The following is a 22,481-nucleotide window of genomic DNA, read 5'->3' as shown; positions in this document are numbered from 1 at the left end:
CCCGTACATCCTCTCCCTTGCCACTCTCTGCCCGGTCCTTACCGTATCACCGGCTTTTTGAGATGCCATTGCGTCGATTGCTCATAGGCGTGTGCGGCTCGAAGCACTGTTTCTTCCTCGAACGCCCGCCCGATCAGCTGCAACCCGATCGGAAGCCCCGCCTTGCTGAACCCACAGGGGAGGGCAATCGCCGGCAGACCCGCGAGATTCACCGAGATCGTGAAGATGTCCGACAGGTACATTTGCAGCGGGTTTTCGCTCTTTTCCCCCAACTTGAATGCCGGTGTCGGAGTCGCAGGGGTCACGATCACATCGACCTCTTTGAATGCCGCCGCGAAATCCTGGCAAACCAGCGTGCGGACAGCTTGGGCCTTCCCATAATACGCATCATAATACCCGGCGCTAAGAACATACGTCCCCAGCATGATTCGCCGCTTCACTTCCGGCCCAAACCCCTCCTGCCGCGTCTTCATGTACAGTTCGGGCAGATCTTTGGTCTCTTTGGCTCGCAAACCGAACTTCACCCCGTCGAACCGGGCAAGATTCGAACTGGCTTCCGCGGTCGCGATCACATAGTAGACCGCCACCGCAGCATCGGTTCTCGGCAGCCGGATTTCCTTGACTTCAGCTCCCAGATGCTTCAACTCGTCGATAGCAGCTCTGACTGCCTGCTCGACTTCGGAATCCAGTCCTTCAGTGAAGAACTCCACCGGCACGCCCACCCTCAGAGATTTGAGGTCACGCTTTTGCAATGCCTTCATGTAATCCGGCACCGGGCGATCGACCGATGTGGAATCCATTGGATCATGGCCAGCAATGGCTTGAAGGAGAAACGCCGCATCGGACACATTTCTGGTAATCGGGCCGATTTGATCCAGCGAGGAAGCAAACGCCACCAAGCCGTACCGAGACACCCGTCCATAGGTCGGCTTCAGTCCCACCACGCCGCAGAACGCCGCCGGCTGCCTGATGGAACCTCCGGTATCCGATCCAAGTGCGGCCACGCATTCCTCTGCCGCCACCGCCGCCGCGGACCCTCCGCTCGACCCTCCCGGCACGCAGTGCACATTCCAGGGATTGCGGCTGGGCCCAAATGCCGAGTTTTCCGTCGACGATCCCATTGCGAACTCATCCAGGTTCGTCTTGCCCAACAAAATGTACTCCTGTGCCCGCAACTTGGCGACGACCGTGGCATCGTACGGTGGCACAAAATTCTGCAACATTCGAGAGCTGCACGTCGTGGGAACGCCGTCCGTACAGATATTATCTTTGACGGCAAGAGGCATTCCGGTGAGCGGCTGAGTCCTTCGCCAGTCCTTGAGTTTCCGGTCTAAATCCTCTGCCTGCGCGGACGCGGTTTCTTTCGCTTGCGTGACGAAGGCCTTAATCTTCGGCTCCACCTGGCTGATGCGAAGGGAGTAGGCACGCACGATCTCCGTCGCCGTGACTTCGCCTGCCTTGAATTTTTTGTGAAGCTCGAAGAGAGTCAATTTGTGGAGGGACATCGCTTCTCCGCTGCCGTCACGCGACCAACCATCGGCTGGCCGGATTGCCGACTTCTCCCGTTGTCCTGTTTCCCTATTTGGTCAGCGCACGGTCACGATGTGATTCTTTTCGTCCACTCGGACGATCTTCGGCGCGTGCTTCTTGATTTCTTCGTCGCCGTAATACTCGTAACAAAAGATGATGATCTGATCTCCGACCGCCGCTTTTCGCGCAGTAGGTCCGTTCAGGATGATATCTCCGTTTCCCCGCTTTCCGTTGATGGCATAGGTCATGAATCGCTCGCCGTTATTCAAGTTCGAGCAGATGATGGCCTCATAGGGAAGGATACCGGCGGCCTCCATCAAATCCTGATCGATGGTCAAGCTGCCTTCATACTCAAGATGCGCGCCCGTTACCGTGGCGCGGTGAATTTTCGAACGAAGCATTTGTCGAAACATGTATCTGTTCGTCATTCGTCATCCGTCACTCGTCATTCGCGGTACCCCACGAATGAGCGGGACGCTCGACGGTTAACGCTCCTCTAGAATTTTTGGCACGACGAAACCGTCCGCTTCACGTTGCGGCGCATTCGCCAACGCCTGGTCCTGTGCAAGGGACGGACGCACGACATCCTCCCGAAACACATTCACTTGGCCCATGACTGTTGTAGTCGGTTCGATTCCGGTTGTGTCGTACTGCTTCAACTTGTCGACGTGCGTAAGAATCTCGCTCAACTGTTTGGCAAAGGCCTCCTTCTCGGCGGGGGTGACAGTCAATCGTGCCAACTGCGCCGCCTTTTCCACATCCTGCTGCGTAATCTCCACCTTCTTATACCTCTCTCTCATCCATGAGGCGTGATGGTGGGATCCCCTACTGCGCGCATTCAACGAGGGCCTTGACGGTTCTTACCCTCGCCGCCCTAGCAGCGCCAAGACGCCGCCTTTCCCTAGGGCTCGCGCGTTGAGCGAGCACGGGGACCCGCCTTCGCGCCTCACTCTTATCCTCATTCCACGGTCACGCTTTTTGCCAAATTCCTCGGCTGATCCACATCCGCGCCGCGCAGCACCGCAATATGATACGCAAGGAGTTGCAGCGGGATCGTAAACAGAATCGGCGAAATCAGCGGATGGGTGTCCGGCACCGTGAACACGGCATCCGCGATCTTGCCGAGCTCTCGCTCGCCTTCGGCCACGAAGGCAATCACCGGCGCGTGCCGCGCCTTGACTTCCATGAGATTGCTGACCGTTTTGTCATAGAGCCGGTCCCGAGGCGCCAAGACCACGACCGGCATGTCCTTATCGATCAGCGCGATCGGACCGTGCTTCATCTCGCCCGCCGCATAGCCTTCGGCGTGGATGTAGGAGATTTCTTTCAGCTTCAACGACCCTTCCAGCGCAATCGGATAGTTGATGCCCCGTCCTAGAAACAGAAAGTTCCGCTTCTTATAATAGCGCTTGGCAATCGCCACGATTTCAGCTTCTCTCCGCAGCACACTCTCCACCAATACGGGCAACCGCACCAACCGGTCGAGCCATGCTTTGCCGTCCGCTATCTTCATCACATTACGAACTCGCGCAAAATGCAATGCCAGAAGATAGAGGGCTGTGAGCTGAGCGGTGAACGCCTTGGTCGACGCGACGCCGATCTCCGGCCCGCAATGGGTGTACAGGACCCCATCGGATTCCCGCGCCAAGGTGCTCCCGACCACATTCACGATCGAGACGACGCGCGCGCCCTTTCCCTTGGCCTCTCGCGCGGCGGCCAGCGTATCGGCCGTCTCACCGGACTGAGAAATGGTAATGAACAAATCTTTCTTGCCGACAAGCGGATCGCGATACCGAAACTCGCTGCCGATATCCACCTGCACCGGAGTGCGGACCATCTCTTCAAACAAATATTTCCCCACCTGTCCCGCATGCCAGGAGGTGCCGCAGGCCACGATCCAGATGCGCTCAACGGCGGCGAACTCCTCCGGCGTCAGCCCGATGTCGGGTAGATCCGCTTCACCGGTCTCATACGAGTACCGTCCGCGCATCGTATCCAGAATGGTCTGGGGTTGTTCGTGAATCTCCTTCAGCATGAAATGCGGATATCCGCTCTTCTCCACCGCCGATGCGTCCCATGTAATCGTTGACGGCTTTCGCGACACGGCATGGCCGTCGACGTCGGTGAGATCGACCCGGTCTTGAGTGACGACCGCCACATCTCCTTCTTCGAGGTAGGTCACTTCCCGCGTGTGCGCGAGCATCGCCATGACATCGGACGCCACATAAGAAGCCTGATTGGTCCGCCCGACGACCAGCGGGCAACCGGAACGCGCGGCAATCAAGGTACCGGGCTCCCGCTCGGAAATCACGGCCAATGCATAACTACCCTTCACATCTTTGGTCGCCAATCGCACGGCATCGGCCAGCCTGTGCTCTTTCTGAAGATATTTGTCGATCAAATGCGCGACAACTTCCGTATCGGTTTCGGATTCGAACTTGTAGCCGTCTTTTTCCAACTGCTGTTTTAGCTGCTGATAGTTTTCAATGATTCCGTTGTGCACCAACACGCAGCCTTTCGACCGATGTGGATGGGCATTCTGTTCCGACGGTTTCCCATGGGTCGCCCAACGGGTGTGGCCGATTCCCACCGTCCCCCTCAGTTCGTTGGCTTTGAGGGCATTTTGAAGATTGACCAGTTTGCCCACGCTCCGTCTGACAACAATCTTTTCCCCCTGCATGACGGCTACTCCCGAGGAGTCGTAACCGCGATACTCCAGCTTCGCCAATCCCCCGATGAGAATCGGAACTGCATCTTGATTGCCGACGTATCCGATGATTCCACACATGACGGTTGCTCCAGGTCTAACTAGACTGACCCGCAGACGACGACGCTCTCACCGTGATCAGCGTTTCGATGACTTCGCGAGCCCCTTTTTCAGCTTATTTGAAGCGTTTTTGGTTTTCAGGTTCGTCGGCTCATCCGCTGCCCGTGCTGAGTGTCCGCTGGATGCACGGCCGGCCAGCAACATTCGACGTTTAGCCGCCCACCCCACTCGATTCACTTGTGCGATGCGAGTGATTGCCAATGAATCGGCCGGCACGTCTTGCGTCACGGTTGTCCCAGCCGCCACCACCGCTCCCTCTCCGATCGTGACCGGCGCAATCAGCTGCGAATCACTCCCCACAAACACTTGATCCTCGATCACGGTCCGGTGTTTGTTCACACCATCATAATTCACTGTAATCGTGCCGGCCCCTATGTTGACGCCTTTCCCGATTCGGGCGTCACCGAGATACGCAAGGTGATTCGCCTTTGATCCTTCGCCGAGCTCGGCTTTTTTCATCTCGACGAAATTTCCAACCCTTGCCTTCCGCCGCACGATCGCTCCCGGTCTCAAATGCGCGAACGGTCCCAGATGCGCCTCATCATCGACTTGTGACTCGCGTAGCACGCAATGATCGAGAATCTCTACATTGTTTCCGATTACGCAATCTGAAACGCGGACCCCGGAACGGATTGTCGTCCCTTCACCGACTATCGTTTTGCCTTCGAGATTCACGTGTGGGTAGAGCACCGTATCTTGTCCGATAGTGACTCCCGCATCAATCCACACGGAGCCGGGATCTCGCATCGTGACTCCGGCCTCGAGCCAGCGCTCGCGGATCTGGTGTCTGATGACGTGCTCCGCCGTCGCCAACTGTTGTCGAGTATTGATACCCAATCCTTCATCGGGATCATTGAGAGTCACCGCGGCTACATGCCGCCCTTGCGCCACGGCCATCCGCACAATATCGGTCAGATAATATTCCCCCTGAGCATTATCAGGCTCCAGTTTATCGAGCGCATCGAAGAGAAACTCTCCGGACACAACGTACGTACCCACATTGATTTCGTTGGTGGCCCGCTCTGCTGCGGTCGCATCTCGATCTTCGACAATCTTGAGCACCTCGCACGAAATCACTCCATCGGCTTTTGCGCCGGACTCCCGACGAATGACCCGTCCATACCCACTGGGATCATCGAGTCTCGCCGTCAGAATCGTGACCGTCGCACCCTGCGAGCGATGGACACGCAAGAGTTCTCGCGCGGTCTGTTCTTTCAGTAACGGGGTATCGCCGTTCAAGATGAGGTAATCGGTCGGGAGTGCCTCCTTACCCACGAAAAACACGGGACGGCTCTGCATGACGGCATGGCCGGTTCCAAGTTGTTCGGCCTGTTCGACGATGCTGACCGCTTTCCCTCCCGGCTTGTCCGCAATGCCTTCTTCGATGACTTGCCGAACCCTGTCGGCCTGATGTCCGACCACCACCGCAATCCGATGCCCCGCTACCTGCAACGCCACATCGACAGCGTAGAGAACCATCGGCCGTCCTGCGACGTGATGCAGGACTTTCGCTTGGGTGGACCTCATCCGCTTCCCCAAACCGGCCGCCATCACGATCACGCCAAAGCCGGAAATGCGGGAGAGTGTTGTGTGTTGGCCTGCTGACTGTTTCATCTCAGAAGTTTAGGAGTCTCTCAACAGAGTATCAGGAAACTTTTTATCCGATCGGCACACCGGCCTCCGGCTGTTTGACCTGATTCCACTTCGTTTCCGCGTTCAGGGCCGCCACCATCGCGGCGGACGGCGTATAGAGACCGCCCGAGACAATCAGTTTCATCGCTTCTTCGATACTGATATCGACGGACGAGACTTCCCGTTCCGGCACTAACAGAAAGTATCCCGACGTCGGATTCGGTGAGGTAGGCACATACACATGAATCAGGGCATCCTGACCCAATGCCGTCGTCTCACCTTTCGTCATGCCGGTCACGAACGCGAAACAATAATGGCCGTTCTTCGGGAATTGAATCAAGACGACCCGCCGATACGACCCTCGCTCCGAAAATGAAAGAATATCCATCATGGACTTCAACGTGGAATAAATCCCCCGGACGAGGGGCAGCCGGTTCAACCAATCCTCCCAGTGACTGACGATCTGGCGACCGATGAAGTTAGCCGCAAATAACCCGACCAAAAAGATGAGCAAGATCAGAGTAACAATCCCCAATCCGGGGATGTAATGATCAGGCACCAATTCCGCGACCGCGTCCCCTAGGATACCGTCTACCGCGATGAACAGGGTTTTTAGAACGAGAATCGTGCCCCAGATGGGGGTGACAAGGAGAAGGCCCGTCAAAAAATACCGTCGCAGAGCGGTCTTGATCATGAATCACCGGCACCCAGTCGAAGGGAGAACATTGAGCAGTTCATCTTACAGAGTTCCGGACCAGCCTCGCAAGCGTTTTATTGTAAATTTCAAAGGGTTATGCACTCAATCCGGACGAATTTCTGAAGGGTACCGGTCTTGCTATTCACCCTGACCTGACATAGGATCACTCCCCGGTCGGGGGTTGATACGAACAACGCTCATGGGTACGGCATCCAGAAAATCGACAGGCATCTTCATCACGCTGGAAGGCGGTGAAGGAAGTGGGAAAACGACGCATGCTCGGAGGCTGTGTCAGTGGCTGACCGCGCAAGGATTGAATGTCCTACATACCAGGGAGCCGGGCGGCACCATCCTTGCTGAACGGTTGCGCACGATCCTGCTTGAAAATTCTGCGGAGACCATCGCTCCGGAAACTGAAGCCTGCCTCATTCTTGCGGCAAGGCGCCAACATGTAGATCACGTCATCAAGCCTGCATTAGCGCAAGGAAAGGCCGTCGTCTGTGACCGATTTTCAGACTCGACCATGGCTTATCAGGGATACGGACGTGGGTTGGACCTTCGAGTATTACGCACCATGAACGGTTGGGCGACGGGGAAACTGGTCCCCCATCTTACCTTGCTCTTCGACGTTCCTATTGCCGTCGGACTCAGGCGCCGGCGGGGCCAGACCTCCTCCCAAAATCGCTTGGATCGAGAAGCTGAACGATTCCACGAGCGTGTGAGAAAGGGGTTTCACGCCTTAGCAAAGCAAGAACCTCGGCGCATTCTGATGATCGATGCTTCTCTCTCCATAGAATCGGTCGAGCGCGAAGTAGAATCCCGAGTAAGCAACTGGTTCAAAACCCACCGTTCCCAAAAGCCAAGGCGCCGATAAGCCATGCCCTTCGCGGATATCACAGGCCACGAGCAACCCATTTCCTTACTCCAGGCAAGCATACGTAGCGAACGACTGGCCCATGCGTACCTGTTCCACGGCGAAGCCAGGATCGGAAAGTTCATGACCGCTGTAAGATTGGCCCAAGCCTTGAACTGCGAGCAGCCCGCTCACGCGGATAATTTGGATAGCTGTGGCCGTTGCCGATCCTGCTTGCAAATCGCCGCACGGACTTACCCGGACTATTCGGTCATCGAGCCCGATCCGGAGTCGGCCACGCCGCAGATCAAGATCGAGCAGGTACGCGAAATCGAACAACAGTTCGTCTATCGACCGCTGGTCGGTGAACGGAAGATCTGCCTGATCGACGACGCCGATCGGCTGACCATCGGGGCGGCCAACGCGCTCCTCAAGACCCTGGAAGAACCTCCTGGCCATAGTCTTTTCGTCTTGACTACGAGCCGGCCTCATGCGCTCCCGATCACCATTCGATCGCGATGCCAGGCGCTCCGTTTCACCACACCCGCCCGCACACAAGTCGAAGCGGCGCTGATACTCACGCGAGAACTCTCCCCTGCCGATGCGCGTTTCCTCGCCGTGCTTACCGATGGACGTATCGGAGAGGCCCTCACGGCGAATGTGGCGGACGTTCGAGCACGACAACAAGAATGCCTGGCCTTGGTGAAGCCGGAATCTTTGACGTCGAGCAGCACCGTCCTCTCCGCAGCCGAGAGTCTGGCCAAGACAGACCGGGGAGAGGAGACGCTCAACTGGCTCACGCGATGGATCCGCGATCTGGTCCTCGTCATCGTGGGAGGAGATCACGACCAGATTCTTCACGTCGATCAACTTGCCGAATTGCGTCGATACGCCCAACGAGCGGACATCGACACGTTGCTCACTCTCTTGAATGACATCGAGCGCATCGAGCAGCAAGCCACGCGGCACTTGAACATGCAGATGGCGCTGGAGACCACCTTTCTTCGCCTGCGCGAAGCGCTTGGCCTGGTCCCTGCCGGGATCTCCGCCTAGAAATAATCGCCGTCAACCTGCTATCTTGCCTTCATCGTGGCAGAAGATCACACCTTTTACATCACCACCCCGATCTACTACGTCAACGATGTCCCGCATATCGGCCACGCCTACACCACGGTCGCGGCGGACGTGCTGGCGCGCTATTGCCGGCTGCGCGGGCGCGAGGTGTTCTTTCTCACCGGTCTCGATGAACACGGGCAAAAAGTTCAGCAGGCTGCCGCCAAGGCCGGCATCCCCCCGCAGACGCATTGCGACAAACTCGCGCCACAGTTTCAAACGCTGTGGCAACGCCTCAACATCTCCAACGACGCATTCATCAGGACAACGGATGCACAGCACACACTCGTCGTCCAACGGTATCTTCAACGACTCTACGACGAGACGCTGATTTACAAGGATTCCTACACCGGATGGTACTGCACGTTTGATGAGCGGTTCTGGACCGAGAAAGACGTAGAGTCCGGACTCTGTCCCGACTGCAAACGTCCCGTCGAGCAGCTCAGTGAGCACAACTACTTCTTCAAAATGGGCCAGTACCAAGACCGACTGCTTGACCACATTAAGAAACACCCCTCCTTCATCAGGCCGGAATCCCGACGGAATGAAGTCCTCGGCTTCCTCCAGACGCAGAAACTCGGTGATCTTTCAATCTCCAGACCGAAATCACGACTGTCTTGGGGGATCGAACTCCCCTTCGATAAGGACTATGTGACCTACGTCTGGTTCGATGCGCTGGTCAACTACGTGTCCGCGCTGGAATATCTGCCACGAGCACAACCGGCCGGGAACCGATTCTGGCCCGCCGATGTCCATCTGGTCGGCAAGGACATCCTGACGACGCACGCCGTGTATTGGTCCACCATGCTCATGGCGTTGAATCTTCCCTTACCCGAAACCATCTTCGCCCATGGCTGGTGGACGGTGGACGGCGAGAAGATGTCCAAGAGCCGCGGCAACGTCGTCGATCCTTACAAAATGTCGGAAGTTTATGGGGTCGATGCTTTTCGCTACTTCCTGCTCCGTGAAGTGCCGTTCGGACAGGACGGAGATTTTTCCCTCTCCGCCATGCTCACACGAATCAATAGCGATCTTGCCAATGGTCTCGGCAATCTCCTCAGTCGCACATTGACCCTCATTGAACGGACTCAAGCAGGGCTGATACCCAATCCAAAAGAGATCGGGCCGGCAGAGCAAGAGCTGCAACAAGCCACCATGACGCTCTTGAATGAGGTGTTGCCGCGCCATATGGAGCAGTTGGAGTTCAATCGAGCCCTGGAAGCAATTTGGCAAGTCGTTCAACTGGCCAATCAATATGTCGACAAAACTGCACCTTGGACACTGGCAAAGAAAGAGAGTGACGCGGAACAACTGAGGACAGTCCTCTACACCATGGCGGAGATCCTCCGTTGCCTCAGCCTGGCCACATATCCTTTTATGCCGTCGAGCGCGCAGTCGATCTGCTCTCAATTGGGCATCTCAGCCGAATTCATAGCGCCTTTGTTGAAAAACAAATTGGAGTGGGGCGGCCTAACGCCTGGCACCCTTATTCACAAGGGGCCGTCACTCTTCCCACGCATCGAATCGAAACCACAAGGAGCCAAATCCGTGAACGACACATCCGCAACTCCACAACCGGCCCCTGCTGCACCCGTCACACCCGCTGCTCCGGCAGCCGTAGCCGCGCCGCCGCAGATCACAATCGACGAATTCATGAAGATTCAGCTCAAGACCGCCAAGGTGCTCTCCGCCGAGCGCGTACCGAAATCGGAAAAGTTGATCAAACTCCAAGTGTCTCTCGGCACGGAACAGCGTCAAATCGTCGCGGGCATCGGCAAGAAATATGAACCGGACACGCTCATCGGTAAGACGATCGTCATTGTGGCCAATCTCAAGCCGGCCAAGCTCATGGGGATCGAGTCGCAGGGGATGGTGCTGGCGGCGGGCGATGCCGACGTACGAGGCCTGCTTACCGTTCTGGAAGAAGTCGATCCCGGCACCAAAGTAAAATGACGCAGTCCGTCCTCGTCCGGCTTGGATTGGTCCTCTCGTTCACCCTGCTTCCCTGCCTTCCGGCTCCAGTCCAAAGCCAAACCCCGCCAGATTCGTCGCTCAACAGTCCACAACCGACGACGGTCCTCGTACGAGTTGTCGCACATGGGGCGATGGTGTTGGGCCGCGAGGTGGGTGGAGCTCGGGTGACTATCACCGACATTGCCAGCGGCCGCATCCTGGCCACCGGCCTGCAGCAAGGAGAGGCCGGCGATCAGAATCAGATCATGCGCACTCCCCACATGATGGAAGAGCCGATCTACAGTTCTCGTCCCTCCGCCTCCTTCACCACGACGTTGGAGTTGCAGAAACCGACGTTGGTGGACATCTCCGCCGAGGGACCGCTGGCCTATCCGGCTTCAACGCAGAAGACCAGTAAGACGCTTTTATTGATACCGGGACATGATCTGACGGATGACGGGATCGTGCTGCACCTTTCCGGCTACCTAGTTCAGATCGAACGGCCAACGCCGCGTGATCCGTTGATCGCCAAAGACGACGTCAAATTGCGAGCCTTCGTCCGCACGCTGTCCGGTTCTTTGGTTCGCCCTCATGGAGATTGGGACTCGAGAAAGATCCGTATTTATGGAGAAGTCCTGGTCGGTGATCGGGTCATCGAGCGGCTGCAGATGTTTTACGACGAAGGAAGCCGCACGTTCGAAGCTCCGTTCTTTGTGCCTCCGTCGAAAGAGGTTTCCGATGGGATCACGCTGCGCGTGATTGCGACCGATCTCTCCACCGGCAATTCAGGAATGGATCAGGCGAACTACCCGGTGTTGAGCGAACGTCTCCCTTCAAAACCCGTCCCCTAGTCGCTGCGGATTTTTCAATAAACCTTTGCCAAGGCTTGCCGCATGGCGCGACCCATGCGAAACTATAATCAATGACGGCGCTCGCGTCTTACGCACATCTTCGATCACGGCTGCAACTCGCCCTCGCCATCAATGCGGTCATCATTGCGGCGGAGTTCGTCGGGGGCTGGGTTCTCGACAGTATTGGTCTGATGAGTGACGCGGGGCATAACCTCGTCGATCAAGGATCGCTGTTTCTGGCCCTCTACGCCCATCTCCTCACCGCACGGCCGGCTTCAGAAAGCCGGACCTTCGGGTATCATCGCGCCGGCATCATCGCGGCATTTCTGAACAGCTTTATCCTACTGTTGACCGCACTCGGCATCACGATCGTCGGCCTGAAGCGACTGTTCCAACCGGTTCCCGTCGACGGCTCGTGGGTCATGGCGGTCGCCGCCGTCAGTTTCGCCGCCAACCTCGGGATTGCCCTGTTGCTTCAACACGGAGCGAAAGACGATTTGAATATTCGGAGTGCGTTTTGGCACATGTTAGGGGACGCCTGGGTCTCGCTCGGCGTCATTGTCAGCGGTGCCGCAATACTCCTGACGGGATGGGCCATCCTGGACCCGCTCGTGAGCTTGCTGGTCGTCGGCGCCATTCTCCGTGGAGCTTGGCCGATCTTTAAAGAGTCGATGGAGGTCCTCTTGGAGTCGACGCCACCGGGAATCAGCGCGTCGCATGTCGCCGCAACCATGGAAGCCATTCCCGGCGTCAAAAATGTGCACGATCTTCATATTTGGGCGGTCGAACCTCGGCTGGTCATGCTGACCAGTCACGTCATGATCGAACCTCATCACACGCCTCCGGAGCTGTTGCAGTTGATCCAGAACCGGATCACGACGGACTTCGGCATCAAGCACATGACCATTCAACTGGAAACCGAATGCTGCGACCCTGACGACATGCACTGCGATCTCCGGAAACTGACCGAGCAGCACGACGACACCCCTACCTTCGCTCACCATCATTGATGGGCCGGCATCATCTTCGCGTAGTCGCTTAGCGAGCACGTGGCCGGTCTATTTTCATCTTTTCGTGCGGACAGAGTACAATCGTCCCGATGCTCCAACCACTCTTCCGCGCCGTGGATGAATCTCGCTTAGTGATCTTTGCCGGTGCCGGCATCTCGATGGCACCGCCGACGAATTTGCCCTCCTGGCGCGACTTCAATCATGTCGTGATCCGAGCGCTGGCCGACGCCTCGACACCCCTGCTCGGGCGTGCGCTCGCCGATCGGGCCGTGGACGTGGTGTCCACTCGGCACAGGCAGGAAAAATTACCGCCGGAGTATCAAGCCCAGGTGCTCGCCGAGATCCTGCGTCGCCGTTACTTCGACGTGATTCGGTATCTCGATAGTGACCGCCCGAATGCAACCCATCTCGCGATCGCGTGGCTGGCACGCGCGGGTCTCGTACGCGCCGTGTTGACGACCAATTTCGATCGTGTGCTGGAATCGGCGTTCTCCTTGCTGGATGTGCCGCTTCACGCGCATTACCAGCCGGAACACTTTCGCGCGCTTGCTGAAAACCTTGATCAGCTCGCCGTCGCCGGTGGTCCGTGTCATCTGTTGAAACTCCATGGGTCGGTGGTCGATCCCATTACGCTGATCGATACATTGGCGCAGCGCAAACGAGGCTTTCCGCCATCGGTCACACAATGTACACGCCATCTGCTGCGGCAGGCTCACTGGCTGTTTCTCGGATTCTCCGGCCTTGATTTGGAAGCCGAGCCCAATTATCTCGGCCTGGCGGCTGAGTCCGAACACGCCGTCGGTTTTACTTGGGTAGTGCGCAAGGGGACCCAAGCAAAACCGGCCGTACTCGCTTTGCGGGAACGGTATGGGGCGCGGGCGGCGATTTTGGAAGGAGAGCTCCCAGAATTCATATTGGACTTGCTGCAGCCGCACGCCCCGCAGGCACGAGACCAGATCGCCTCCAGGATTGCCGTTCAACCTGGTCCCACACAAGAGGAAGCGAACTCGGCGCTGGGACAAGGGGCCGCTGACTGGGCGTCGGCGTTACCGCCCACTCTTTGCGGCCTTTCGCTGGCCTTCGTGGTGCGCGCTTGCGCCGAACCTTCCATCGCACTCGAACTCACGCTGGCGATTCTATCCACCATGGGAAGGCTTTCGGCGGCCGACGCGCAAGCGATATCGACGACCTTGTCGCTCGTCAATAACGCAGCAGGAATTCTTCTGCAGGGATTCGGCCGGCACGAGGAAGCATCCGAGCGTTTCGTGAAAGCCATCGAGACTGCCGAAGATGACGACACACGGGACCGCTGGCGCGGCAACCTTGCGACGAGCTTTGAAGCGTTGGGATACATCACCGAAGCTAAGGAGCTGTATGCCGAGGCGCTCGCGGGCTATCGCCGACGCGGAGACCCCATCGCCATTGTCTTCGGCCTGCTCGGCTACGGAGCTTTTCTGATTCGCCGACTTGAGCTGGACGAAGCGCATAGACTATGTGAAGAGGCTATGAACCTTGCCAAGGCCATCGGTGACGAGTATGTGCGCGGTACCACGCTCAACCTCTTTGGGTTGATCGCAAAGCTAAGAGCAGACTATACAGCCGCGCTCGATCTATTCGGGCAAGTGGAGCAATTGTTTACACGGCTGGGCGACGACCAGGCCGCTGGTGCCGCCATGAGCAATCGCGGGGAAGTGCTCACGGCTCAGGGTGCATTCAATCAGGCGGAACAGGTGTATCAGCAGAGCTTGGCCATCAACCGGCGAACCGGACGGCGAGAAAACGAAGCATCGACCTGCATTGCGTTAGGCTTGCTGGAGCGGGACCGCGGCAATGTCGATGCGGCGCGCAGCTGGTTTCACCAAGCAGTGGAACTGCACCGTGGACTGCATAATCCCACAAACGAGGCGTTGGCTCAGTATCGTCTCGCGGCACTGGAAGCCGAGGCGGGTGAGATGCGACGCGCGATCGAAATTTCCAGACAAGCCCTTCCGCTCGTCGAACAACGTCATCCCGTTTTGGAGCAAGACCTGTATGGTCTCATAGGACGAACTCTTCTGCGAATGGGCGACCTAGCGGGAGCAGAACAAGCATCCCGTCGAGCCGTCGGATTGGCCCGACAGCGCCGTGATCCGCCGACACTCGCTGGACTCCTCCAAAACCTAGGGCTGACATTACTCCTCCGGCAACGCGATGAAGAAGCCGTAGCTGTGTTTGCCGAATCCGCCGAGCTATGGGACACACTCGGCCGAGCTCGTGAGCGGGACTATTGCCGATTGTGCGAGACAGCCGTGCAGCTCGATGTCCGGATCGCCAAGCTGTCTGCTGAGGGCCACGCCTTCACCGACATCGAACGGCAACGGCAGGCGGCGAGCGAAATGGTTGGGCTCTATCCCGAACTCATCGCCATGTATCAACAGATCGGCGCGCAACAACTGGTCGTGGCTTTTCAACAATCCGCCGCGAGCAGCGCGCGCTTCGCCGGTGACCTGGCGCGGGCCGCAGAGTGGTATGGCGCCGCGGGCAACGGCTTTCTGCAACTCGGGCTCACGCGTCAGGCCGGAGAGGCGTTCAGCAAGTGCGAGTCCCTGTTGCAGTCTTGGGTGGACACGCTCATTCGGCAGGAACGGCTTGAATCGGCGTTGCCATCACTTCTCCAGCTTGCCGAAGTGGCCGAGCATACCGGCAATCAGCGCTGTCGCGCTACGGCATTACTGAACGCCGCGATCATTACATTTGAACCCCGACGAGACTGGAGCCAAGCCAGAGTACTTGCCGGGCAAGCCTTGCCACTGTTTGCCGCCGATTCAGAAGATTGCGCAACGGCTCAACGCCTGATAACCCTGTGCGACGAGCGGCTTTCACAGCATCCACCATAGAAACCTTCGCTGCGACCGCTACCACGAGTTTCGACCCTTCATGTTGCCGCCTCGTCTCGGTACAATGGTCCGTGCTTGAGTGAAGGTACACACGAGCGCCTTATAGGGATCGGAGCCCATACTTTTGATTCATGTCCTATCTCACCCGTTATAAATTCTCGGTGCCGATCGACCGTGACCAGGTGGCTCGAGACTGGCGCCGGCGGGGCTACTCCTGTGATGTATTCATCGACCCACCCGGACGCGAGTGGAATGGCTTCGTCCATGCCACAAACGAGCTCGTGACCGTTGTGGCGGGAAAACTCAGGTTGATCATCGATAAAGAAGACATCATCGCGGAACCGGGCGACGAGGTGTTCATTCCCAAAGAGATCCGCCATTCCGTCAAGAATATTTCTTCCTCCGCGACGCATTGGCTCTATGGGTATGACTGAGAGCGCTGAAAGGTGAGAGATCGGTTCGATTTCATGAGAGCGAAGCGCTATTGAAAGACGATCCATGAAACCGCTCCTAGTCATGATCCTACTGATGCTGACCCCGACCCTTGTCTTTGCCGAATGGGCGGTGGTGGAGCGTGACTATTTTTCGCCGGGCTTGCAGACCGTGTACGTGGACCCAGCCAACCTCCAACACGACGGGAATCTCGTGACGATTTGGCAACTGATCGACTACAAATGGATGCAGGGCAACTATGTCGGGACGCCGCGGTTCCTATCCACCACCGCCCGCAAACAGTTCGACTGCGTGAACCGGCAAGTCCGCTCCCTGTCATTCGTGGAACATTACGGGCATATGGCGACAGGTACGGCCATGTCGGGGTACATCTCGAACGATCAGTGGCAGCCGATCGAATCACAAACGCTCAACCAAGCCCTTTGGGAAATCGCTTGTGGCCATCTGAAAGAGGATCAATCACCGTAATGCAAGTCTATCCGCCCTCTCTCACCCCTTGGAAATCCTTGCGCCCCTTCGATCACGGCCGAGTAGCTCTGGCATTTATAAAACTCGAATTCTGCGACCGCTATTTTTGGGCCTGACAAACAATAGCGCGTTTCTGGTATCCTAGCCCCCGTCTCTTCATCACCTAGACTCACTGTTCATAGGCTTGAGCGGGTTGAAGCTACGCACCTCACTATCAGCAACTATCTAAAGGGGGAAAGCAGATGTTTCCCAGACCCATAGACAAGGCTCTCGTCGTCTTATCCTTGTTGCTGTCGTTAACGGGTTGTCTCGCCAAGCAGTATGTCGTTCGCCCACCGGCGCCGACGCTGCTGCCGGCAACCCCGAACCCCCTCTCTCCCTCAACAGAGTCCAGTATCAGCGTTCCAGTCCATGTGGACCTGTCACCGTTTCTCACTGCCGCCAACGATGACAGCGTGATCCCAAAGAAATTCGACCATTGGGCAAGCTCCGTCAAACATCCCAAAGGCGTTGAATACAAATACTATGCAGAGCGAGATGAGTTGACGATGGCACCTTCCGGCGCTCACCAAGCCAACGGCATACCTTCGGGCATCGTTCTCCGTGATTGGTGGAAAGGGGTCGAACTCTCCAGCTCCCACGTATTTGTCGGCACCGCCATTCGATATAAAATTGGAGCCAATTCGCTGTACTGTGGCGATGGCAGTGAATGGCCGCGAAGGGCCACACTGCATGGGAGTATCGCGACTGAGCTGACTCCGGCTTATGGTCTATCCGCATCGGTCGCCAGCGTGACCGTGAACACCAGTGATCCATGCCAGATACGAGTCGCCGATCTTGACGTGACTCAGGAAGTGAAACAGAGGCTGGCAGACATCGTCCGAGGAGGACTCAGCCGTGCGGTCACCCGCATCAATGCGCTGACGGTCAAATCTCACGTGGAAGATGTTTGGAATACACTGCACAACCCCATCCAGTTAGAACCGAATGCCTGGCTCCAGTTCAATGTCGACAAAGTCGGACATAGTGGCTTTTCGGGGACCGGCCCTATTGTCGATGACACCATCCACATCACCGCGAAACCGGTCATCGTCTTCGGCCCGGAACCACCCTCTGGAGGTGCAGCCCTTCCTCCACTCGACACTCCACCGACTTCTACCGGATTCCACGGTGCCGCCGATGCCCAACTCTATGGCACACTTCCCACAACGCTTGCGAATCGGCTCACTCCCACTGGATTCCACGTCGTCGCTGACATCCCGCTGGACTATCCCTCGCTGTCCAGATCACTTGCAGCGCGGTTGAAGGGAAAACGTGTCGCCATGAAAGGGGACTTCGTTCAGATCGCTGATGCGGCTATCCTAGGCCGTGGTGGTAACCAAGTGGCCCTGCGGATAACGTTTGACGGAGATGCGACCGGCCACTTGTATTTCGTGGGGAAACCTGAAATGAACATCTTGACACAGTCCATCCAAATCGGTGGCCTCCGCTTGGACCCCGATTCCGAACAGTTCCTTTCGAAGAACGGCCCCGATTGGCTTGGCTACTCGGTCAGAGATCTCATCATGGGTGAAATCGTACTCGGTGTGTCGCCGGCAATCGACCGCATGCGAGACCTGGTTCGAATGGCACTGAATCGATCAATCAGTCAGACCCTCTCCCTGCAAGGGACGGTCCAGTCTGTGCAAGGTATCGGCGTGTTCGCCGACGTGAACGCACTGTTCGTTCGAGCGATGAGTGACGGATCACTTAACCTGAAGGTTAATGGCAAGCAGTAAGCTACCCTAGCGCAGAAACACCAGCCAGAGGTAGAGCGCGCTCAGCGCGACCGATCCGATCATGACGGGAAATCCGAACTTAAAGAACTGCCAAAAGGTAATCCGATAGCCGGACTTGCGTGCGATGTCCACAATCACGACGTTGGCACTCGCGCCGATGATGGTCCCGTTTCCTCCCAAACAAGCCCCCAAGGCCAGAGCCCACCAGAGTGGAATGATATCCGGTTGATGGACCAAGGTCGCGTAATCGGAGATCTCGGGGTGCAATGACCTGGCAAGATCGACGATGAGCGGATTCATGGCGGCGACATAGGGGATATTGTCCACGACGGCGGAGAGTATCGCCGACCCCCACAGGACTGCCATCGTGGACCCGGTGAGGTTGCCCCTCGTCACCGCCACCAGTTGATCGGCCAGATACCGGATGACGCCCACTTTGACTAATCCGCCGACCAGGATAAACAATCCGATGAAGAAGAAGATCGTCTTCCACTCCACATCGGCCAGATAGGTCAATTCTTCAGTGTCCTCCGGTTTCCGTCTGGCATGGCCGATCAACATGCATGCACTCGCGCCCAGGAGCGCGATCGTGGCCGGCTCCAAATGAATGAGCGAGTGAATGCAAAATCCGACGTTGACCACCATCAGCAAGAATAGACAGCGGTTCAAGAAGGCGCGATCCGGCACGGCTTTTCGCATGTTCAAAGCCAGGACCGCCTCTCGTAGATGGGGTTCCACCGTCATCGTTCGCCCAACAATAACCCACAGTGCCGCCAGGAAGACCGCCATGATAAGGATTGCAATCGGCCCCATCACCAGCAAAAAATCAAGATAGCTGAGCTCCGCTTTGCTGGCGATCATAATGTTGGGTGGATCTCCGACGAGCGTCGCCGTTCCGCCAATATTGGAGGCGAGGGCTTCGGTCAACAGAAATGGGATCGGATTGAGCTCCAACCGTTTTGCAATCGCCAACGTGACCGGTGCCATAAGCAGGACGGTGGTGACGTTATCGAGCATGGCCGATTGCCCGGCAGTCAACAGAGCCAGCAGGACCAGTAAGCGAAACGGTTTTGCGTCCGCGCGCTGCGCCGCCCAAATGGCCAAGACTTCGAAGAGACCCGTCTCCCGCACAATATTGACGATCACCATCATGCCGATCAGCAGAAAAACGACGTTATAATCGACACCGAATTCGTGGGAATAAAACGCCTCCTCTTGCGATACGACACCGAACACGATCATCAACGCCGCGCCGGACAGCGCCACAATCGTCTTGTGGATCCGCTCCGTGACGATCAGCAGGTAACAGACGCTGAAGATGAGAAGGGCTACAGTGAGAGATGACATTCAACTCCTCGTGACCGACTAAAATCAGCGCATTATCGGGGGGCACTCACGATAATGCAATGAGAGTCGTTTTTCCGGTCGTTCAGCCGACACCGCCGAGAACATTTTCTCCTTCCTAATCCAACACGCAGCCATTAGGATAGAGCCATGCCGCTTCCAACGACCGTTCAACAAGACGATCTCGATCTCCTCCTGGCAGGAACGCACTGGAATCCCCGCACCATCCTCGGTCCGCATGCCGGGACGATCGACGGCCGCCCTTGCGTCATCATCCGCGCCTGGCTCCCGGACGTGAAGGAGGTCGAGGCGGTATCGGATTCCGCTCTGTGGCGCATGACTTGTCTCCATGAAGCCGGACTGTTTGAGGCGCTGCTTGCGGGGGAAACCCAAGTGCCGTCCTACCGGCTACGCATCACGCGCCGCGACGGCACCGTCACTGAAATTCACGATCCCTATGCCTTTCCCCCGCTCTTGACGGATTTCGAACTGCACCTGTTCGCCAACGGAACGCTGTATAAGGCCTACGAAAGCCTCGGCGCCCATGTCCGCACCGTCGGCGGGGTGCGCGGGGTTCACTTTGTCGTGTGGGCTCCCAATGCCGTCCGTGTGAGCATCGTCGGCGACTTCAATGGATGGGATGGCCTCCGCCACCCCATGACGGGTCGCGGCGCCACCGGTCTCTGGGAGCTCTTCATTCCTGATCTGCCGGAGGGCACCATCTACAAGTATGAAATCCGGTCACGGCAACACGATATGCTGCTGCTGAAAGCCGATCCGTATGCCTTCGCCGGCGAACTCCGTCCTCGGACAGCCTCGATCGTTCACGATCTGACCACCTACACCTGGCACGACGACGCGTGGATGGCCGCTCGCTCGAAATGGGATGCGCTGACCTCTCCCCTCTCCATCTATGAAGTTCACTTGGGATCCTGGATGCGCGTCCCCGAGGAAGACAATCGTTGGTTGACCTACCGAGAGCTCGCGGAGAGACTGATCCCTTACGTCCAAGATCTCGGCTACACGCACCTTGAGCTCATGCCGGTGACGGAACACCCGTTCGACGGATCATGGGGCTACCAAGCGACCGGTTACTTTGCCGCCACCAGCCGGTACGGCGATCCCGAGGGATTCATGGCATTCGTGGATGCCGCTCATCAAGCCGGCCTCGGTGTGATCATGGACTGGGCGCCGGCGCACTTTCCGGACGATGCGCATGGATTAGGGCTGTTCGACGGCACGCATCTCTATGACCATGCCGATCCGCGGCTCGGGTACCATCCTGATTGGCACAGCCGTATTTTCAATTACGACCGAGTCGAGGTTCGCGCCTTCCTCCTAAACAGCGCGCTCTTCTGGCTGGACAAGTATCACATCGATGGGTTGCGCGTAGACGCCGTGGCGTCGATGCTCTATCTCGACTACGGCCGAAAGGCAGACGAATGGATTCCGAATGAGTTCGGCGGCAAGGAGAACCTCGGGGCCGTCTCACTCTTGAAAGAACTCAATGTCCTGATCCACCGGGATTTTCCAGGGGCCGTCACCATCGCGGAAGAATCCACGGCGTGGCCCGGTGTGTCTCGACCGACCTATACGGGAGGGCTCGGGTTTACCTTCAAGTGGAACATGGGGTGGATGCACGACATGTTGACCTTTTTTCAGCACGACCCCATTTACCGGCGGTTCCATCAGAACCAAATCACCTTCGGCCTTCTCTACGCCTTCAGTGAGAACTTCATCCTTGCCCTGTCTCATGACGAAGTGGTCCACGGCAAGCGCACGTTGCTCGACAAAATGCCCGGCGATGCCTGGCAGCGGTTTGCGAACCTCCGGCTGCTCTATGGATACATGTACACCCATCCCGGCAAGAAAATGCTGTTTATGGGCGGAGAGTTCGGCCAGTGGCACGAATGGAATCATGATACGAGTCTGGATTGGCATCTCTGTAACTATGATCCGCATCGCGGGCTGCAACGTTTGATTCGCGACTTGAACCGGATCTATCGCGAAGAACCGGCGCTGCACGAAGTCGACTTTGACTGGAACGGATTTCAGTGGATCGACTTCAGCGATGCCGACAATTCCGTCATCGCCTACCTGCGGAAGGCAAAAAGCACGGAAGCGGCCATCGTCTGCCTATGCAACTTCACACCGGTCCCTCGTCACGGCTATCGCATCGGAGTTCCTGAACCCGGTTGGTATCGGGAATTGCTCAACACAAACGGCGTCGCCTATGGCGGCAGCAATATCGGAAACGACGGCGGTGTTGAGGCCGCCGCAACCCCGAGCCATGGTTTTCCGTACTCATTGACAGTCACACTCCCACCTCTGTCCATCCTGTTGCTGAAACGACAGGCCTAGCAGATCACTGCCGGCACACGGCATCATCCGACTCCAGGAAGTACCAACGTGCACTACCGGGGATGTGACATGCTGCGGGGAGGGATGCGGCCGGAAATTACCAATGCCGGAATGGACCGGAATCCAAATGCACGTAACTCGAACGCTTGTAATAGCCGACTCCGCCGTACTGCAATTCGAGCGCCGCTTGGCGAAGCTGCTTCGGACGGACTCCAGGGATCAGAAGATCGATCGCCTGCCCCTGCATATGCAAGCTGTTTCGAGCGGCACGCCGACCGGTTCGAACCAACATGGCGTTGTACTCTGGAGACCGAAAGCCCGAAATGACATGGATCTCTCGCTGACCGCCGAGTTTCTTCTGCACCAAATTCACGTGCTCGAGCACGCGCACATCCATAGCCGCGACTTCGCCGGTGTAATGACAGCGCAGGATGTGATTCACATCGTCAAGCGCAGCTAGATCGTACGCGCCGGCTTCGTTACGATAGGTCACATCCAACCGCTCATTCGTCCACGCGTTCACCAAGGTGAGCCTTCCTTCAGGCAGTTCCCGTGCCTGCGCAGGCTGGGGACCGACCAGCCTCCCACTCAGCAAGAGAGTTCCTACCAGAGACACATGAAGAAATGCGCGGCGGGTCCATGCCCATGTCGACTGATCGGCACTATTCACTGAGACCTCCCTACTGGACAGCACGGTCGAAATCAATGTGCAAGAAAATACATTGCGATGAAAGA

At 57.3% G+C, this 22,481-nt stretch carries 18 protein-coding genes; 10 read left to right on the top strand and 8 right to left on the bottom strand.

Annotated elements, in window-relative coordinates; translation table 11 throughout:
* Positions 1–38: 38 nt before the first annotated feature.
* From gatA to H8K04_05095, 6 genes are all read right to left on the bottom strand, one after another.
* Positions 39–1,505, bottom strand: a complete 1,467-nt coding sequence (gene gatA / locus H8K04_05120; protein ID UVT16938.1) for an Asp-tRNA(Asn)/Glu-tRNA(Gln) amidotransferase subunit GatA — start codon at positions 1,503–1,505, stop codon at positions 39–41.
* A gap of 81 nt (positions 1,506–1,586) precedes the next feature.
* Positions 1,587–1,943, bottom strand: a complete 357-nt coding sequence (locus H8K04_05115; GenBank protein UVT17870.1) for an aspartate 1-decarboxylase — start codon at positions 1,941–1,943, stop codon at positions 1,587–1,589.
* 72 nt (positions 1,944–2,015) lie between these two features.
* A complete protein-coding gene (gatC, locus tag H8K04_05110; GenBank protein ID UVT17869.1) occupies positions 2,016–2,309 on the bottom strand; it encodes an Asp-tRNA(Asn)/Glu-tRNA(Gln) amidotransferase subunit GatC in 294 nt (97 codons plus the stop codon).
* 179 nt (positions 2,310–2,488) lie between these two features.
* A complete protein-coding gene (gene glmS / locus H8K04_05105; GenBank protein ID UVT16937.1) occupies positions 2,489–4,318 on the bottom strand; it encodes a glutamine--fructose-6-phosphate transaminase (isomerizing) in 1,830 nt (609 codons plus the stop codon).
* Positions 4,319–4,375: 57 nt separating this feature from the next.
* Entirely contained in the window at positions 4,376–5,971 is a 1,596-nt protein-coding gene (glmU, locus tag H8K04_05100; GenBank protein ID UVT16936.1) for a bifunctional UDP-N-acetylglucosamine diphosphorylase/glucosamine-1-phosphate N-acetyltransferase GlmU, read from the bottom strand.
* A gap of 43 nt (positions 5,972–6,014) precedes the next feature.
* Complete coding sequence (locus H8K04_05095; protein UVT16935.1) at positions 6,015–6,683, bottom strand: DUF502 domain-containing protein; 669 nt, start codon at positions 6,681–6,683, stop codon at positions 6,015–6,017.
* A gap of 202 nt (positions 6,684–6,885) precedes the next feature.
* Here H8K04_05095 and H8K04_05090 point away from each other — a divergent pair, with 202 nt between their 5' ends.
* The 9 genes from H8K04_05090 (at position 6,886) to H8K04_05050 (ending at position 18,041) form a co-directional block, all read left to right on the top strand.
* Positions 6,886–7,560, top strand: a complete 675-nt coding sequence (locus H8K04_05090; GenBank protein ID UVT16934.1) for a dTMP kinase — start codon at positions 6,886–6,888, stop codon at positions 7,558–7,560.
* 3 nt (positions 7,561–7,563) lie between these two features.
* Entirely contained in the window at positions 7,564–8,592 is a 1,029-nt protein-coding gene (gene holB, locus H8K04_05085; protein ID UVT16933.1) for a DNA polymerase III subunit delta', read from the top strand.
* Between the two features lie 36 nt (positions 8,593–8,628).
* On the top strand, positions 8,629–10,605 hold the full coding sequence (gene metG, locus H8K04_05080) for a methionine--tRNA ligase (GenBank protein ID UVT16932.1): 1,977 nt from the start codon (positions 8,629–8,631) through the stop codon (positions 10,603–10,605).
* Positions 10,602–11,456 carry a hypothetical protein gene (locus H8K04_05075; protein UVT16931.1) on the top strand — a complete coding sequence of 285 codons (855 nt, stop codon included), beginning with the start codon at positions 10,602–10,604 and terminating at the stop codon, positions 11,454–11,456. Before metG ends, H8K04_05075 begins: the two co-directional genes overlap by 4 nt.
* A gap of 71 nt (positions 11,457–11,527) precedes the next feature.
* Positions 11,528–12,466, top strand: coding sequence for a cation transporter (locus H8K04_05070; protein UVT16930.1), 939 nt, complete (start codon positions 11,528–11,530; stop codon positions 12,464–12,466).
* A gap of 89 nt (positions 12,467–12,555) precedes the next feature.
* Positions 12,556–15,342, top strand: coding sequence for a tetratricopeptide repeat protein (locus H8K04_05065; protein ID UVT16929.1), 2,787 nt, complete (start codon positions 12,556–12,558; stop codon positions 15,340–15,342).
* A gap of 131 nt (positions 15,343–15,473) precedes the next feature.
* On the top strand, positions 15,474–15,776 hold the full coding sequence (locus H8K04_05060) for a cupin domain-containing protein (protein ID UVT16928.1): 303 nt from the start codon (positions 15,474–15,476) through the stop codon (positions 15,774–15,776).
* 64 nt (positions 15,777–15,840) lie between these two features.
* Positions 15,841–16,263, top strand: coding sequence for a hypothetical protein (locus H8K04_05055; GenBank protein UVT16927.1), 423 nt, complete (start codon positions 15,841–15,843; stop codon positions 16,261–16,263).
* A gap of 242 nt (positions 16,264–16,505) precedes the next feature.
* Entirely contained in the window at positions 16,506–18,041 is a 1,536-nt protein-coding gene (locus H8K04_05050) for a DUF4403 family protein (GenBank protein ID UVT16926.1), read from the top strand.
* Positions 18,042–18,047: 6 nt separating this feature from the next.
* On the opposite strand, the gene H8K04_05045 is transcribed toward H8K04_05050, so the two are convergent.
* Entirely contained in the window at positions 18,048–19,388 is a 1,341-nt protein-coding gene (locus H8K04_05045; GenBank protein UVT16925.1) for an ArsB/NhaD family transporter, read from the bottom strand.
* Between the two features lie 147 nt (positions 19,389–19,535).
* Here H8K04_05045 and glgB point away from each other — a divergent pair, with 147 nt between their 5' ends.
* Complete coding sequence (gene glgB / locus H8K04_05040) at positions 19,536–21,746, top strand: 1,4-alpha-glucan branching protein GlgB (protein UVT16924.1); 2,211 nt, start codon at positions 19,536–19,538, stop codon at positions 21,744–21,746.
* 97 nt (positions 21,747–21,843) lie between these two features.
* Here glgB and H8K04_05035 read toward each other — a convergent pair whose 3' ends face one another.
* Complete coding sequence (locus H8K04_05035; protein ID UVT16923.1) at positions 21,844–22,416, bottom strand: DUF882 domain-containing protein; 573 nt, start codon at positions 22,414–22,416, stop codon at positions 21,844–21,846.
* Positions 22,417–22,481: the final 65 nt, after the last annotated feature.

It is taken from the genome of Nitrospira sp. (assembly GCA_024760525.1).
Classification (GTDB): Bacteria; Nitrospirota; Nitrospiria; order Nitrospirales; family Nitrospiraceae; genus Nitrospira_D.
Note: the sequence above shows the minus strand (reverse complement) of the source record. Positions and strands in the feature narration are given on the sequence as shown.